Origin of the sequence: Bacteroides sp. 14(A) (assembly GCF_000526555.1) — a bacterium.
GTDB lineage: Bacteria > Bacteroidota > Bacteroidia > Bacteroidales > Bacteroidaceae > Bacteroides > Bacteroides cellulosilyticus.
On the sequence record NZ_JAGH01000002.1, the window covers coordinates 136,897 to 154,348 of the forward strand.

The window sequence follows — 17,452 nt, forward strand, 5'->3', positions numbered from 1 at the left end:
ATGATTTATCTATAATTCGTATCAGAAGTTATTTTCAATTCATACAATCCGCCCGCCCGCTTATCCTTACCGGCCCGGAATGTCACTTTCACTTTATCTTTGCCTTGTGTCCATTCCACCGGAATAGGGAATACATCGTCCACATAAGTCAAATAAAGTCTTCTGTCCAAACGGACCGTACATAGCAGGTTATCATCTACTAGGATATCAAATTGACCGGCTTCCGATTCATCCCCCCAGAAACGGCAAATCAGGTTATAGGGCTTCGTTTCTTTTTTATCTATATGCAGAACGTAAGAAAACCAGCCGCCGTCTGCCATACGATATTGCCTGTTCTTTGCCCAGAAGAAATCGTGCCAGTAGATGGAGTCATTCTCTCCCCGGAGCAGATGTTTCTTTTCATTTTTTTCGTCTCCTATCTTCACTTCATCCGTCAGAGAACGAGTACGATAGGTAAATTCATCGGGACTGTATATTTTCCAGTAGACCGTATGCCGTTGATGATGCATCCGGAAATAAGGAATCAGTTCCACATCCTGTTGCTTACCCCCATTCTTAACTGTAAAGTGCAGCGGACTTTGTGAAGAACATACAATCCAACTCTCCAGGTCAGCCAATGAGCCAACCAGCATCGGGATATTTCCGGCAGGTACCGATTCACGGCATGCCCGATTATCGGAAACACGGTCTGCCGGCATATTCTCCTTACCCAATCCACCGGCCAGCAACAACGGGCCATACATGACAGAACCAAAGTGAGGTTCATCCTTTGCATAGTCGATATATAACTTCCGGGCGAATACCAAAGTGATGATGTCTCCTGTCTGCACCGGAGATAACAGACGTATATAGTTTCCTTTATGGGCTTCCGTCTTCGCTTCTTTTCCATTGATCAGAACCACCGCTTCGCCATCTACCCAGGCAGGATAACGAAACAGGAATGAACCGGTATAATCCCCTTTTTTATCTATACTGACAGAAATCGTATCCGATTCCGGGAAACGGGTATTCATTGTCAACGCCATCCCCTTTTCTCTCCAATTTAGGCGTGAGGGAATATACAGATTGACCAGTAAATCCTGTTCTGATTTAAAATAGATGGACTCAGCATACTTGGAATGATTTTCCATACCTGTACCGACACAGCACCAGAAAGAATCGAACGGAGTACTGTATTGTTTGAAAGAACCGGGCAACAGAGACGTATAATAGGTTACACATCCGGGCATATCCGGGTCCTGAGAAGCTAATATATGATTATATAAAGCATGCTCATAGTAATTCAGATATTTAAAATCTCCATCCAGCATAAACATTTGTCTGGACAATTTCAGCATATTATAGGTATTACAAGTCTCAGCCGAAGTATAATCCAGGCGCTTACTCTCCTCACCCGGTATGCCGAAACGTTCATAGCAACTATTTCCTCCGATAGCCAACGTGTGATTATTTATAATCATATCCCAGAAGTTACGGGCAGCTTTATAATAAACTTCATTAGAGGAAAATTCATATTCCCGGGCTACTCCCATAAATTTAGGTATCTGATCATTGGCATGGCGGCCGAATAATACATCTTCTCCATTGGCTACCGGATATATCACATTAATGTGGTTAAACCTCTTGGCTGTCTGCAAATACTTATCATCTCCGGTTATGCTATAGATATCGGCAAACACTTCATTCATTCCGCCTTGCTCCACACTCAGTGTACTCTGAAATAAATCGCTGTTACTGTTCAAAGCGATATCAGCAATGAAATCGGCCAAAGGAAGCAGGATATCTTTCGCCTGCTTGCAGCCTGCATAGACATAGGCATCCTTCAAACCTGCCAGAATCTTATGAATGCAATACCAGGAATTGCCATTCTGGTTATAATTCCAGGGTTGTCTGGTCTCATCGGGCCGGTTCAGGATAACGTTACCTTGCAGTAATTGCCGATATCCTTCCTTCGCTCCCGCACCGGAAATGAACCATCCGTCTTTTGTCTGATTCTGGCATTCCTGCAATTCGCTCAGCATATAATTGAGTTTATCCAGGAACGCTTTCTCGCCTGTAGAAGCATACATCATGGCACAAGCCGACATATAATGTCCGTAGCTACATCCTCCATGTGTTTCCCAACCTCCATAATTAGAGCCTTTTCCTTGTAGCCCCACACCACGGCGTACATGCGGAATCAGCCTGTCTACTTCCAGCGAAAGCAAGTATTCTTTATTCAGCTCCATTGCTTTCTTGAAATAGCTGTCAGTCAACTCCACATCCGACAGGGCAAAGGCTTGCCACACCGGAACATGCACGCGAGGCGCTTTACGCACCTTCTCATATTCCGATGCCGGCAACTTTGTTATCCCTAAAACCAGTATACCTATAATCAATATCAATCTACAGTTCTTCATAGTATCCCGATGTTATCTCATTTATTTTATTGGGTTACGGGGAAAGCCGAAATACGCAAACGGGCGGCTCCCATCGGTATAAGCGTAATCTCTTCCAGTACTTCACTTTTGGGAGCATCTTCTTCCGGCAATACTCCGCACAGTCCATACTTGTCAATTCCCCAGGAAGGTACTTTCCGCCCTTTTGCCTTTATCATAAGGGGCACACTCTGAGTGGTAAAAGGATAATCATCAGAAGGCCATTCTTTTCTTTCTACTTTCAGGCACTGTGTCAAAGTTTTATCGTCCAGCTTCAAAGCATAATTCCATGCACTCTGCGGATAAATCTCGTAAGTAGGCCATGCGTTCACGTCCGCATCCTTCTGCCATTTGGAATCCCAGATGGCTGTTTCCGCACTGTTCACTTTCCTATATTCTTCTTCTATCAACAGAGAGAAAGTCAACGGACCATAATTCACACTCGCACTATTCTGGTTTGTTTCCCAACGCTTGACGGATAATACCATCGGCAATTGTAAAGTAACCACATCACCTTCGCTCCATGTTCTGCACAAACGGATGTATTTACCCGACTCCATATCAGCATTCACCACATTCCCATTGACAAGTACTTTGGCACTCTTACACCAGGAAGGAATACGTAGATACAAAGGGAAATCCACACTCTCAGAAGCTTGCAAGACAAAACGTATAGACTCCTCGAAAGGATAGTTCGTCTCTTCTTTCAGGGTAACGACTGTACCGTTTTCACCCACCTTGGCCTGCGTGGTACAAGGACCGTAAATAACGGCAGCCAAACCATTATCGGGAGTTGCATACATCAGGTTCTCAATATAATAAGGCCATCCCTGCGCATGATTATGCTGGCAGCAACGACTACTGAAAGGATTCATTGCCAGGAAAGGGCCTCCATTATCGATACCGGGCCTATGATTCTGAGAATCACTCACTACCTGATTGGGACAGGTAATGTATCTCAATGCCTTAAAATCAGGCATCACTGCTGCCGGATAAGAATTAAATGCCACATCCTCGCAATGTTCTGCCCAGAAAGGATCACCAGTCATACAAAGCATGATTTCATCCGAAGCCATCTGCTCTACAAAGCCACAGGTTTCTGTTCCCTGTCGCGGATCTATATAAGCCAGACGGGCATTCTCGTCAGCTCCAAACATACCTCCCGGTACTTGCCCAAATATGCGGCGCACCAGATGGTGTACTCTATAAGAAGCTTTCAAATCTGCCGAATCACCACTAAGCATATAATAAGTAGCCGGCTCACGGAAAGATTGAGCGATATTTACATTATGCCAGTTAGGCAATGCCGAATCATTAGTCCAGTCGGCAGTATTACGGTGTATCTTCTCTGCAAGCTCCAGCAGGAATTTATCACCCGTCCGGTTGTAAAGCCAATAAACACTGTACAGATTATCTCCTCCACGACTGTTTTCCCAATAATCCTTCAGGAAATTCTCATCAGGTACCGTCATTTGCCATTTGAAATAGTTAGTCATAAGACTGATAACCCTCTCATCACCGGAATATTCATAATAGGATTGCAGACACCAGAGCATGATCATATTTGCCCAAAGTTCCCGGTTCCCCCTTCGTTCATTGACCGGACCAAAATATCCATCCGGTTGCTGACTTCGGATAGCCGCTTCAATCCAAGTTTGAGTTTCAGCTATCATTGTAGAATCATTCAGAATATATGCCATATTGCCATATCCCTTCAACCAGTAAGGAACTTCCTCCCAACCATGATCGCCACCGGAGAGTAACCATGCATTGTCTTCCTTATCCAACCATGCACTGATCTCGCCCAGTTTACCTGTCAGGCCTTCCTTCTGCAATAATAAGTACTTTTTCAACCAGCCTTCCGGTTTAATATTTCCTACCGGCAGCTTAATAAAGTGCAGAGGCTTCAGTGGTAATCTGTTTCCCGTATAGCTCACATTAGCAGAGGCCGTATACGGACGGGATAAAATATTCACTTCTGTCGAGGCATTCTTTTCCGTACAGGACATAAGCACAGCCGTAGCTAAAAAAGAGCCAAGCAATAAGTTCTTCATTTTTCTTTTTCTATTAAGCATATCGTTATCTTTTAAATTATTTCTGTGACAGCAAAAATACAGCAATACAGAAACTTTACAGGATAAAATCCAATCTGAAAATGCAACGATTCTGTTATTCGACCTTATTTTATGTTCTTAATGGCCTCCAAAACTTTTCTTACCTCCATTAATTGATCCGGACTCCATTTCACCACCTTTCTGTCATATGTGATTAATCCGTTGATTTCACTTTCCACATCCGTGATCTGGGTATAAACAGCAGCACACAATCCTTCCTGTTTTTTTAGTTCTTCCACTTTGCCGGCATACTCAATAAACAGTCTTTTAAGATCTTCCGCACTATTCACCGTTGTATAATTCACTTCACTTCCTGCCCAGATATGATTATCTATTTTCAAATTAATACCACCATATTCTCCACAAACCACCGCCCGCTGATTCACCGGATTATCATAGACAGCCGGTAGCGGATAGTGATGTTTATCAATCATATCTCCGATTTCATAATCAAACCAACCGCTGGCAGCATTCACCAGGCGACCGTTACTCTTTTCCTGTACTTTTCTGACAGCCATACGTGTATAAGCCTCACGCTTATCTTCAATATCTTTCCGGTCATATTGCCCCCAGCCTTCATTAAACGCCACCCAAGTGATAATAGAAGGAGTATTCTTCAAACAGTTCATGATATTATGGGCTTCACGTACAAAGTTGGTTTCCACCCAGTCGTTTCTTTGTGTATTAGTAGTCGCATTCGGAATATCCTGCCAAACCAGCATTCCCAGTTTATCACAATGATAGTACCAGCGTGCAGGCTCTACTTTCACATGTTTACGTATCATGTTAAATCCCATTTCTTTCACCATCTTTACATCATATTCCAATGCCTCATCCGAAGGAGCTGTATACAATCCATCAGGCCACCAGCCCTGATCCAATACACCGTACTGGAACAATGGCTTATTATTTAGATAAATACATGGTTTGCCGTCTTTTCTCTCCAATGCGATTTTACGCATACCTGCATAACTTTTCACGATATCTACAGTTTTACCGTCCTTCTGCAATTCAATCTCAACATCATATAAGAATGGGGACTCAGGACTCCACAGGCGAGGATTCTTCACCGGTATTTGCAATTCTTCGCCAAAGGAGGAAACTTTCATCTTAGTAACTTCCTTCTTATCAGCCAATACACGAATCACAGCACTCATGTCATCCGATAACGCATTAGGCATGAGCGTGATTTTCATCTGTTCATTGTCAATATCAGGTACGATCAGGAAGTCGGACAAATGGGTCTTTGCTACAGGCTCCAACCACACAGTCTGCCAAATACCTGTTACGGGAGTATACCAAATTCCATTCGGATTTAGCGACTGCTTACCATGAGGCTGGCCACCAGCCCACTGGGAATCAAAGACCTTTATCACCAGTTCTTGTTGGGCAGTCTTTTGCAGGTAGGGGGTGATATTAAAGGAAAAGGCATCGTATCCGCCTTCGTGTGTACCTACACTCTTCCCATTGACATAAACTTCGCACAACCAATCCACAGCACCCAAATGCAGCAGTAATTCTTTTCCCTTATAATTCTTTGGTACAGTAAACGTTCTTCTGTACCAGTAATTCTTATCATCATTCTTCGCATCAACTTCCATTATTCCCGAAAGAGCAGACTCTACAGGAAAAGGAACCAGGATACTTTTATCAAAGACCCGTTTCTCATTATACGTATCCCCATATGTACCACGAGTAAACTCCCATATTCCATTCAGATTAACCCAATCGTTCCGCTGCATCTGCGGACGAGGGTATTCTTCCAAAACATGTGCAGGATCTATCTTTTCTCCCCAGGTAGTCATGACTGCAACTCTAGCAGGTTTCCACTCCTGAGAACATACGGAGAAAATGAGTCCAAATATCAATAGGAAAGAAGAAATCAATCTATTCATCATACTGTGTTTTAATAAAGTACTATTAGTTATTATCTCTTTTTATAATCCGTACATCAAAAATACCACCTGCCGTACTTCCATTCTTAGCCTGGAATTTAACCGTCACAGCATTTTTGGAAGCAATACAACTATCGGGTATCTCGATATAGCGTCTATACAGTCCAGAACAGTCTGGATTAGGAGTAGAAAGATCAAGAGTCTGTATCGGTTTCCCATCAATCAGTACATCAAATACCCGGTTTCCTCCATCACTCCCAAAAAGCTGTAAACATAAAGACTGTTTCACACCGGGCAGGGCTTTCAATTCATACATAAAATAGCCTCCCTTATTTGCATCTCTCCAGTCGTATCCGTTAGAAGAAAATACCGCCTCCATTTTGTGTGCCTTTTCCGACTCTTGATTAGCCACGATCACCCGGTCGACAGTCTTGGCCTGCAGTTCAGCCTCTTCTTGCTTTTGTTGGTTCTCCAATTCATTCATTTCTTTATGTGCCTTTAAATAATCGTCTTTCCGATCATAATGACGGAAATAAACTGCATACCGACTCCAGTGAATCGTATTAAACGGAACCAGTTCCACGGGTTGGGAAACCACTTTATCAGTACATAAAAATGCAAGTTTATCCCCTTTCATACGGGTTATAGCAGATGCGATCTTCTGAACATTACCAAAGAAAGCCGGTACCTTGATTACAGGATAATTTTTCGATGCGATTGTGCTCCGTGCTGATCTGAAATCTGCTTTTTGTAACTGAGCGTCAGGAATCCGGACACCCAATACGATAGGACCATATTTCAAAGCTATATAATGGCTAGCCTGATTCAGTGGAACCACCTCCACTTTCATCGGTAAATCAATATCCACCCGGTCTCCATCCTTCCAATGTCTATTGATAGAAATATAGCCATCGGCTCCTGCTTTCACTTTCTGACGCTTACCATTAATCATTACAGTTAGTGAGGATGTTCCCACCCAATAAGGACAGCGTACCTTCAGATCAAATTCAGAGTCTCCCGAAATAGTCAGATGAGTAGAACTTTCATCCGGGAATGAAGTCTCCTGCCGAACCTGAATATTCTCTTTCCATGAAACCACTGAAGGAATAAACATATTGACATAAAGAGCCTCATCCGTATGTGCATAGATCATCTGTCCAAACTTGGATGTCTGTTCAAACCCTGTACCTGTGCAGCACCAGAAAGAATCATACGGAGTGCCATACACCTTATAGTGGCCCGGCTTCATAGAAGTATAATAAACGCACATTCCCTGATCCGGATCATAGTTGGCGAGAATATGATTAAACAGTACATTCTCATAATAATCTACTTTTTCAACCTCACCATAATCACAGAACAACCGTTCCGTCAGACGCAACATATTCACAGAATTACAGGATTCCGGTCCACCGTTATGTTCAATTCTCCGTTCAAATTCTTCGGGAGCAAAGAAATGTTCACCTGTACTATTTCCTCCCATTACCCAAGTGTGTTTATCTACTACGGTTTTCCAAAAGAAGCGGGCCGCCTTGGTAAACTTCTCATTTCCATCATAACGATAAACCGACTCAAAACCAGTAAACTTAGGAATCTGAGTATTTGCATGCCAACCCTGCAAAATATCCCTTCCTTCAGACATCGGTACCCACATATCTTCATCATTCAGCATCTGCGCCCATTTCAGATATCTCTTTTCTCCTGTTATCTCATACACATCCACAAAAGACTCATTGATAGAGCCATGCTCACAAACCAGCAGTTTTTGAATATCTTCATGCGACAACTTATCCAGAATGGAATAACCAAACCAATCAGCCATCTTCACCAAAATATCCTTAGCCTGTGGTAAATTACAACGCATATAGACCTGATAAAGCCCAAGCATGATTTTATTCATCACATATACCGGCTCCCATGTCTTATCATGAGGTGTATTTATAAAGGGATTTGAAGTTTCGAAATTACCATGTACAACGTTCTCAAAGACAGCTCTACCATTGATAGTCGGTAAGAGATATCCATCGCCTCCCGCCTGTTGGCAAATAGCCAGTTCCTTTAATATATAATTCAATCTTTCCAGTATGGCAGCATCTCCCGTAGAATCATACATCATAGAAATTCCAGACAGATAAAAGCCCATGATATGCCCCGGCAGAGGTCCATGGCCACCCATCCATTCCGATTCCCCAAACGGATAAGGCTGGGCCTTAGGAGTCAGTCCCGCCTCACGCCGGAACCACGAAAGTAACTTATCCGGTTCCAAGGAGAGTAAGTACTCATGGTTTAAGTCCATAATATGCTTAAAATCGCTATCTAACAAACGGACATCTTGCAATGAAAACAAGGATATTTTATCTCCATTTTCAGGAGATGCTTTCGTTTTGTTTTCCTGCGCACAAACACCGGAAAAGACCAAAGAACAATAAAAGAGAGCAAGAACATTTTTCATAATACGAATCATTTTATAGGTGTTATTTTCGATGAGAAGTTGGTTCTGTGGGCAAATGTAGGCCTATTAACTACAAAAAAACAAAAATATTCTTCCAGTTTACATTACTATCCGGTCAAAGTTAATATCCCATACTTTTTATGCCTGATTCCCTTCTTGCCATTCACAATTAAATATCTACATTTGTGAACAACCTTATCAATAAAACTATGCATAAGAAGCTTTTTTTCCTGATGCTAACTTTCGTTAGTTTGTTTGCAAATCATGTAAATGCTGAAAGATACTACTTCCAACATTTAGGACTAAAGAATAAATTGTCTCAAAGCTCTGTCCTTTGTATACAGCAAGACAAGAGTGGTTTTATGTGGTTCGGCACAAAGGACGGACTAAACCGTTACGACGGCTCTAACTTCCGCACATTCAAGTACGACCATAAGAATCCCCAGTCATTAGGCAATAATGCAATCAATTCCCTCCATGAGAACAAAGATGGAAACTTATGGATAGGGACAGATAATGGCATTTATCTGTATAACCCCATCATGGAATCATTCTCCAAACTCGAAAAGAAGAGCCAGGACAGTGTTTGCATTACCCAACCCATTGTACAAATCACTGCTGACTCGCACGAAAACATATGGCTCATAGTAGAATCACAAGGCGTCTTCTACTTCGACAATGATAAGCAAGCATTATTCCATTACCCGGTTCCCGATGCCCATGCTCTTAGTTCCATTTGTGTCGATCAACAGAACACGGTTTGGTTGGGTTATAAAGGAAAAGGTCTTTATTATACAAATGATACATTCAGAACATTACAATTATTCACTACTAAAGATGGAAAGAACCTCTTTGCTACTGATCACATTTTCAAGATTCTTCCCGAGCAGCATAACACATTATATACAGGTTCCGCCAAAGGAGGACTAAAGAGTATAAATATCGTCAACCAGACTGTTACAGACCTGTTAGCCGATCCTCAGACTGAAAGTATCTTTGTCAGGACCATCTATCCCATCAATAAGGATGTACTATGGATTGGAACGGAAAGGGGGGTCTATACTTATGATAAAAACACGAAAGAAAGCAGGCATTTTACTCACGATCCCAGTGACGACTATTCATTATCGGATAATGCCATTTACTCCATCTGCAAAGATAAGGAAGGAGGCATCTGGATAGGAAACTATTTTTGTGGCATTGATTATTATCCGAACCAATACGCCACATTCGAAAAGTATTACCCCATAACAGGTAAAAACAGCCTTAGCGGCAAAGTCGTACGCGAGTTCTGTGAGGATGAAGAAGGTAACTTATGGATTGGTACGGAAGATGGCGGACTTAATAAATTCAATACTAAGACTAAACAGTTCACTCCACTCAATTTAAGCGGATTACACTATAATATACATGCCTTAAGTTTAGACCATAACACTCTATGGATAGGAACGTATTCCAAAGGACTATATGCACTGGATTTAAGGACTAACCACTCCAGACATTACACTATGGGAGATGCAGAGAATGAATTGAATGATAATAATATCTATTCCATGTACCGCACCTCATCAGGAGAACTATATATAGGAACAACTACCGGATTAAATCAATACAACTACCAAAGTGATAATTTTACCCGCATTCACAAGATGGACGGCATTTTTATTTTCAGTATATTGGAAGATAGTAAAGGAAATATCTGGTTCGCCACTTATAATTCCGGAATATTCAAGTACAACCCCAGAGATAAAAGTTGGAAGAACTATGTCTCCAGCCCTGACAATCCACATGGCCTGCCCTATAACAAAGTGATAAGCATATACGAAGACAGCAAACAACGGTTATGGTTCTCCATATTGGGACATGGCTTCTGTTCACTAAACGAAGATACGGAGACCTTTATTTCTTATGACTCTTCCCAAGGATTGGCCAATGACGTCATCTACAAAATAATTGAGGAAAAGGATGATATTCTATGGTTGACTTCCAACAAAGGTCTGATACGATTCGACTTAAGTACGAAGAAATCAACCATCTATACTGACAGTAACGGTTTATTAACCAATCAATTCAACTATTGCTCCGGAATAAAAAGTAAAGATGGAACTATCTATTTCGGATGCATAAATGGCTTCATTGCTTTTAAACCCGATCTATTCACCGAGAATACCGGCTTCCCGCCTGTTGCAATCACAGACTTTCTGCTCTTCAACAAAAGTGCCGACATTGGAAGCACCGATTCTCCTTTAGCCCAAAGTGTGACATATACTCAAAACATAGAGTTGAAATACAATCAAAATTCATTCTCATTCCGCTTTGCTGCCTTAGGATATGCATCTCCTGAAGAAAACTGCCTAAGTTACACATTGAAGGGATTCGATAAAGAATGGTATTATACATCAAAAAGCGCCACAGCTACTTACACCAATCTCAAGCCCGGTACATATACATTCTGCGTAAAAGCAGCAAACGGCAAAGGGGAATGGAATGACGAATACAGAGAAATCCAAATACATATTGCACCCCCTTTCTGGAAAACAGTTTGGGCTTATATTATCTATGTGATATTAGCCATCATCATTACAAGTTATACTCTCTATCGGTTCCGGAAACAAATAACTGATAAACATAAAAGGCAATTAGAAGTACTGGAATCGGAAAAGGAGAAAGAGATTTATCATGCCAAGATAGATTTCTTCACCAACATTGCCCATGAGATACGAACTCCTCTGACTCTAATAAAAGGACCGTTGGAAAACATCCTGAAAAAAGAAGAAATAAATACACACTCGCTCAAAGATAATTTAAGCATCATGGAGAGAAATACCATGCGCCTGCTTGATTTGACAAATCAACTTCTTGACTTCCGCAAAACAGAAGCGCAAGGATTCCAACTCAATTTCATGATTTGCGACATATCTCAACTCATAAAAGATACCTACATACGTTTCGACCCTGCTGCAAAACAAAATGATCTGACTTTCAAGATTGAACTGCCCGAACAGAATTTCAATGCTGCCGTTGATAAGGAAGCACTGACTAAAATACTGAGCAACTTATTCAACAATGCCGTGAAGTATGCGAAGTCATACATTCATGTATCCTTACATGCACCTACAGATGAGCAAAGTGATTTCTTCTCGATCACAGTCAGCAACGACGGGTTACCTATTCTTGTGGAAATGAAAGAAAAAATATTCGAACCTTTCGTCCAGATCAAAAATGTATCCAACGGACAAACCAAAACCGGAACCGGTATCGGACTTCCATTAGCCCGTTCACTGACGGAACTGCACAGAGGAAAACTATATCTAAAAGACAGTAATGACATCTGTTTCTGCATCGAACTTCCCACCAAACAGGAAAAAACCATTCTATTGCAGAAAGCAGAAATAGAAAAACCTGTCAATACCCCTACCGCCATCCGCCAGCACCAAACAGATATATGCATACTGGTAGTTGAAGATGATCCTGAAATGCAAAGTTTCATTAGCTCTCAACTGGGAGATGCCTATTCTGTAATGAATGCCTCAAATGGCAAGGAAGCACTGAAAATATTGTCAGAGAATACAATCAGCCTGGTGGTGAGTGATGTCATGATGCCGAAAATGAATGGATTTGAACTATGCCATACATTAAAAACGAATATCGAATACAGTCATATTCCTATTATCCTATTGACAGCCAAAGCTACCATTCAATCCAAGATAGAAGGCATTGAACTGGGAGCCGATGACTATATCGAAAAACCGTTTTCTACGGAGTACCTGTTAGCACGTATTGCCAACCTCCTAAGTAACCAGGAGAAATTGCGCCAGGCCTTTACTTCATCTCCCTTTGTCAATGCCCAAACCATCGCATTGACCAAAGCAGATGAAGCCTTTTTGGAGAAATTGACTGAGGTCATTAAAAGTAATATCTCCGAACCCGAATTCAACGTAGATATACTGGCTAAGAAAATGAATATGAGCCGGTCCAGTCTGCACCGTAAAATAAAAGGCATTGCCCAAATTACCCCTAACGAATTCATTCAACTGGAACGTCTGAAAATGGCAGCCCAGCTCATCCAATCGCAAGAGTACAAAATCAATGAGGTATGTTATATCGTCGGATTTAACTCCTCTTCCTATTTTGCCAAATGCTTCCAAAAACAATTCGGAGTACTTCCCAAAGACTTCGGGAACAAGCCAACGGGCTATTACACTTCCTCCCAGCAGGAAGTTACTGATAAATAAGCTGATAGATAACAAACAAGCTACATCTGCTTCATACCCGGACCGTATCTGCACCCTACTTGCTCCGTACATTCTCCACTCAGAGGTACCTCTACACGGAGAAAATACGGAGTTGGTACGGAGCAAGTATGTCCCAAGTATGGTCCGGATACAAAACTGAGACTATAAAACCATGTTAGTTCCCCACCCAAAAGGGCTTTCGGCACTATGTTCATTATCAACGAAATAAACAATGAACAGGGTGTTGAAAACTTCTCAGAAAGTTTTTAGTTAAATCTTGTGGGGAATTGTGGGGAAATGTGTACTTTTACCGTCGCTTATTATAATAAGGTAACAATGATACGTTTTTTGGGCAATATAGAAGCGAAGACCGACGCTAAGGGACGTGTATTTATCCCCGCCGGTTTTCGGAGGCAACTGCAATCCGCTTCCGAAGAAAGGCTCGTGCTGCGCAAAGACGTATTCCAAGATTGCCTGGTACTCTATCCAGAAAGCGTTTGGTTCAAGACGCAAAACCAATTAAGGAGGCGATTGAACAAATGGAACGCAAAACACCAAGACATTTTCCGGCAATTTGTGAGCGATGCGGAAATCATGATTCCTGATGGGAACGGACGCATCCTTCTGCCCAAACGTTACCTGCAAATGGCCGGCATACAGAGCGATGTACGTTTTATTGGTGTAGATAATACAATAGAGATCTGGGCAAAAGAGAAAACCGAACAGCCATTCGTAAGTCCGGAAGAGTTCAGCGAAGCTTTGCAGGACATTTTGGGAGATGAGGATGATTGGGAGGAAGAAGAAGATGAGTAACAAGTGATTAGTTATTAGTGATGAATGAAGAATTGACATATCATGTACCGGTGTTGTTGAAGCCGAGTGTGGACGGAATGAATATCCGCCCGGATGGGACGTATGTAGACGTCACTTTCGGTGGAGGAGGACATTCACGCGAAATACTGTCACGATTGGGAGACGGCGGACGGTTACTGGGATTTGACCAAGACGAAGATGCCGAACAGAATATCGTGGATAATCCGCATTTTATTTTTGTACGCAGCAATTTCCGCTACCTGCATAACTTCCTGCGCTACCATGATATAGAAGAAGTAGATGCGATACTTGCCGATCTGGGTGTGTCCTCACATCACTTCGATGATAGCGAGCGGGGATTCTCATTCCGTTTTGATGGTGCACTGGATATGCGTATGAACAAACGTGCAGGAGACACTGCGGCGGACATTATCAATACTTATGATGAAGAGCGCCTGGCAGATATCTTTTATCTGTACGGAGAACTGAAAAACAGCCGCAAATTGGCATCCGTACTCGTAAAGGCACGCGCCGGACAAAAGATTACAACTATCGGTGAGTTTCTGGAAGTCATCAAGCCACTTTTCGGTCGGGAACGCGAGAAAAAAGAGTTGGCAAAAGTTTTCCAGGCATTGCGTATCGAAGTAAATCAGGAAATGGAAGCGCTGAAAGAGATGTTATATGCAGCAACCGAAGCGCTGAAACCGGGCGGACGCCTAGTAGTAATCACGTATCACTCGCTGGAAGACAGAATGGTGAAGAATATGATGAAAACCGGGAACGTGGAAGGCAAGATGGAAAAGGATTTTTTTGGAAATGTACAGACGCCTTTCCGACTGGTAAACAATAAGGTGATTGTACCGGACGAAACGGAGATAGAACGAAACCCGAGATCGAGAAGTGCAAAACTGAGAATAGCGGAGAAAAAAGGGGAGGAATAGTGGTTAGTGTTAAGTGATTAGTAATTAGCGATAGGCAATGAGTGAAGTAGAAGAGAAACAGATTAATGAGAAAACAGAGAAAGCGAAGAGAGCTAAAAATCGCACGTCTCTGAAAAACATCATTGGTGGTGATATTCTGGCAACGGATTTCTTCCGTCGTCAGACCAAATTGCTTGTGCTGATAATGGTGCTGATACTGTTTTACATACACAACCGTTATGCTTGTCAGCAACAAATGATAGAGATTGATAAACTGAAAAAAGAACTGATTGACATTAAATATGATGCCCTCACCCGTAGCTCGGAGTTGATGGAAAAAAGTCGCCAGTCACGCATTGAGGAATACATTGCAACCAAGGAGAGTGACTTACAGACCTCAACCAATCCACCGTATTTAATTAAGTAACCAGTAGAATCGTTAAACAGAAAACAGACTTGGCAGTAAATAAGAAAAATATCATGACCCGCTACTTCTTTGTAGTCCTCGTAATGGGGCTGCTGGGAATAGCTATTGTCGTAAAAGCCGCAATTATCATGTTTGCAGAGCGACAATACTGGCAGGATGTAGCCGACCGTTTCATAAAAGAGAACGTGACGGTAAAGCCTAATCGTGGTAATATTCTTTCATCCGATGGCAAACTGATGGCAAGTTCCTTGCCGGAATATCGCATCTATATGGACTTTAAAGCAGGTGGTGTAACCAAAGATACCATGCTGGTGAACCACATGAACGAAATTTGCGAAGGACTGCATAAGATATTCCCCGATAAAAGTGCCGCCGAATTTAAGTCACACTTGCAAAAAGGGCGTAAGAAGGGTAGCCGTAATTATCTGATTTATCCGAAACGTATCTCGTATATCCAGTATAAAGAAGCTAAACGTCTGCCTGTATTCAATCTGAACAAGTACAAAGGCGGTTTCCACGAGCAGGTTTATAATCAACGTAAGAAACCATTCGGATCATTGGCAGCCCGCACATTAGGCGATCTTTATGCCGATACTGCACAAGGTGCAAAAAATGGTATCGAGTTGTCATTCGACACCTTATTAAAAGGTCGCGATGGCATCACTCATCGCCAGAAGGTGATGAACAAGTACCTGAATATTGTAGATATAGCCCCCATAGATGGTTGTGATATTATCTCAACCCTCGATGTAGGCATGCAGGATATCTGCGAGAAAGCATTGGTAGACAAGTTGAAAGAAATTAATGCCACTGTAGGTGTTGCAGTACTCATGGAAGTACAGACCGGTGAAGTGAAAGCCATCGTCAACATGATGAAAGCCAACGATGGCAACTATTACGAAATGCGCAACAATGCCATCAGTGACATGATGGAACCGGGCTCTACTTTCAAGACAGCTTCCATCATGGTGGCCCTTGAAGATGGAAAGATCACACCGGAAACAGAAGTAGACACCGGGAATGGTATTATGATGATGTATGGCAGCAAAATGAGAGATCATAACTGGCATCGCGGAGGATATGGAAAAATCAATGTAACACGCATTCTGGAAGTCTCATCCAATGTAGGTGTCTCCTATCTCATTGATAAACATTACAAAGATAATCCGCAGAAATATGTGGATGGTTTAAAGCGCATGAGCATCGACCAACCGCTACATCTACAAATTTCCGGTGAAGGGAAGCCCAACATCAAAGGGCCGAAGGAAAGATACTTCGCAAAAACCACCCTGCCCTGGATGAGTATCGGATACGAAACACAGGTTCCGCCACTCAATATTCTGACTTTCTATAATGCCATTGCCAACAATGGTGTAATGATACGACCCAAATTCGTAAAGGCTGCGGTAAAAGACGGTGAAGTTATAGAAGAATATCCTACGGAAGTGATTAACCCGAAGATATGCTCTGACCGGACATTGACTCAGATACGTGATATTCTGGAAAAAGTGGTATCACAAGGATTAGCCAAACCGGCCGGAAGCAAACAATTTTCCGTAGCCGGCAAGACGGGTACAGCACAGGTATCACAAGGTACAGCAGGCTATAAAAACGGACGAGTAAATTATCTGGTAAGCTTTTGTGGCTATTTCCCGGCTGATGTTCCCAAGTATAGCTGTATCGTTTCCATACAGAAACCGGGACTTCCGGCATCAGGCGGTCTGATGGCAGGTAGTGTATTCGGAAAAATTGCAGAAAGAGTATATGCAAAGAATCTGAGATTTGATATCCGCAGTGCAATAGATAGTACAAGCAATGTCATTCCACCAGTAAAAGCCGGAGAAATGAATGAAGCCTTCCAAGTACTGAATAGTTTGAAAGTACCGGTACAGAAACAATTCACGTCCAAGAAAGGACAAGAGGTTTGGGGACATACACAAGCTGCTCCCAATGCAGTTGTTCTGCAAGGTAAAGACGGGGCCAACCCGGATCTCGTCCCCAGTGTTATTGGAATGGGAGCGAAGGATGCTGTGTACCTATTGGAGAGTAAAGGTTTGAAAGTTAGACTAAACGGTATTGGAAAAGTGAGAAATCAATCGATACCGGGAGGCAACCGTGTGGTAAAAGGACAGACGGTGACGTTAGCACTTCATTAGAGGTGTGGACGAAAGATTTATTA

General features: G+C 42.3%; 9 protein-coding genes. 5 read left to right on the forward strand and 4 right to left on the reverse strand.

Annotation, left to right across the window (positions count from 1 at the left end):
* Window positions 1-5: 5 nt before the first annotated feature.
* The 4 genes from K429_RS0108340 to K429_RS0108355 all read right to left on the reverse strand — a co-directional run bounded on the left by K429_RS0108340 (window position 6) and on the right by K429_RS0108355 (window position 8,878).
* Window positions 6-2,399 carry a beta-L-arabinofuranosidase domain-containing protein gene (locus K429_RS0108340; RefSeq protein WP_026366609.1) on the reverse strand — a complete coding sequence of 798 codons (2,394 nt, stop codon included), beginning with the start codon at window positions 2,397-2,399 and terminating at the stop codon, window positions 6-8.
* Between the two features lie 26 nt (window positions 2,400-2,425).
* A complete protein-coding gene (locus tag K429_RS0108345; protein WP_195425886.1) occupies window positions 2,426-4,471 on the reverse strand; it encodes a beta-L-arabinofuranosidase domain-containing protein in 2,046 nt (681 codons plus the stop codon).
* 125 nt (window positions 4,472-4,596) lie between these two features.
* Window positions 4,597-6,429 (reverse strand): glycoside hydrolase family 2 protein, encoded by a 1,833-nt coding sequence (locus K429_RS0108350; RefSeq protein ID WP_026366611.1) that lies wholly within the window; start codon window positions 6,427-6,429, stop codon window positions 4,597-4,599.
* 22 nt (window positions 6,430-6,451) lie between these two features.
* Window positions 6,452-8,878 carry a glycoside hydrolase family 127 protein gene (locus tag K429_RS0108355; RefSeq protein WP_026366612.1) on the reverse strand — a complete coding sequence of 809 codons (2,427 nt, stop codon included), beginning with the start codon at window positions 8,876-8,878 and terminating at the stop codon, window positions 6,452-6,454.
* Window positions 8,879-9,087: 209 nt separating this feature from the next.
* On the opposite strand from K429_RS0108355, the gene K429_RS0108365 reads away from it, so the two are divergent.
* From K429_RS0108365 to K429_RS0108385, 5 genes are all read left to right on the forward strand, one after another.
* Window positions 9,088-13,113 (forward strand): hybrid sensor histidine kinase/response regulator transcription factor, encoded by a 4,026-nt coding sequence (locus K429_RS0108365; RefSeq protein WP_026366613.1) that lies wholly within the window; start codon window positions 9,088-9,090, stop codon window positions 13,111-13,113.
* A gap of 336 nt (window positions 13,114-13,449) precedes the next feature.
* On the forward strand, window positions 13,450-13,926 hold the full coding sequence (gene mraZ / locus K429_RS0108370; protein ID WP_007216900.1) for a division/cell wall cluster transcriptional repressor MraZ: 477 nt from the start codon (window positions 13,450-13,452) through the stop codon (window positions 13,924-13,926).
* A gap of 17 nt (window positions 13,927-13,943) precedes the next feature.
* Window positions 13,944-14,867: a 16S rRNA (cytosine(1402)-N(4))-methyltransferase RsmH gene (gene rsmH / locus K429_RS0108375; RefSeq protein WP_174518102.1), complete on the forward strand. Its 924-nt coding sequence runs from the start codon at window positions 13,944-13,946 to the stop codon at window positions 14,865-14,867.
* Window positions 14,868-14,904: 37 nt separating this feature from the next.
* Window positions 14,905-15,273 carry an FtsL-like putative cell division protein gene (locus tag K429_RS0108380; protein ID WP_026366614.1) on the forward strand — a complete coding sequence of 123 codons (369 nt, stop codon included), beginning with the start codon at window positions 14,905-14,907 and terminating at the stop codon, window positions 15,271-15,273.
* 53 nt (window positions 15,274-15,326) lie between these two features.
* A complete protein-coding gene (locus K429_RS0108385) occupies window positions 15,327-17,429 on the forward strand; it encodes a penicillin-binding protein (RefSeq protein WP_026366615.1) in 2,103 nt (700 codons plus the stop codon).
* Window positions 17,430-17,452: the final 23 nt, after the last annotated feature.